Annotated in this window: 1 pseudogene; it reads left to right on the top strand. The window is 71.3% G+C overall.

Features of this window, described 5'->3' with window-relative positions:
- Positions 1-326 (top strand): annotated as a pseudogene (locus QSK52_RS39240) (hypothetical protein); the annotation flags it as partial.
- Positions 327-328: the final 2 nt, after the last annotated feature.

Genomic DNA, 328 nt, shown 5'->3' with positions numbered 1-328 from the left:
AGGCCGCGGTGCTGGCGATCGAGGAGGCCGCGAAGCGTCTGATCAACTACCTGGAGCAGCAGTTGGAGCAGTACATCATCGCCCAGGTGGTGGAGGCCGCGATCGGCCCGCTGGTGGACACGGTCGCGGGCGCGGTGAGCGGGCTGGTGTTCCAGGCGGCGGAGTCCGCGCTGGGGGTGTCCGGCGGCGGGGGCGGCGGTGGCGGGTTCCGGATCGACCCGGACGCGCTGGAGGAGCACGCGCGGATGATGCACGACCACGCGGAGACCGTCGCCGGGCACGCCGAGGTGTTCCAGTCGAAGGTTGCGGGGGTGAGCTTCGAATGAGC

The sequence above is a fragment of the Kitasatospora phosalacinea genome, assembly GCF_030268885.1.
Taxonomy (GTDB): domain Bacteria; phylum Actinomycetota; class Actinomycetes; order Streptomycetales; family Streptomycetaceae; genus Kitasatospora; species Kitasatospora phosalacinea_C.
This window is presented reverse-complemented; position numbering and strand designations above follow the sequence as displayed.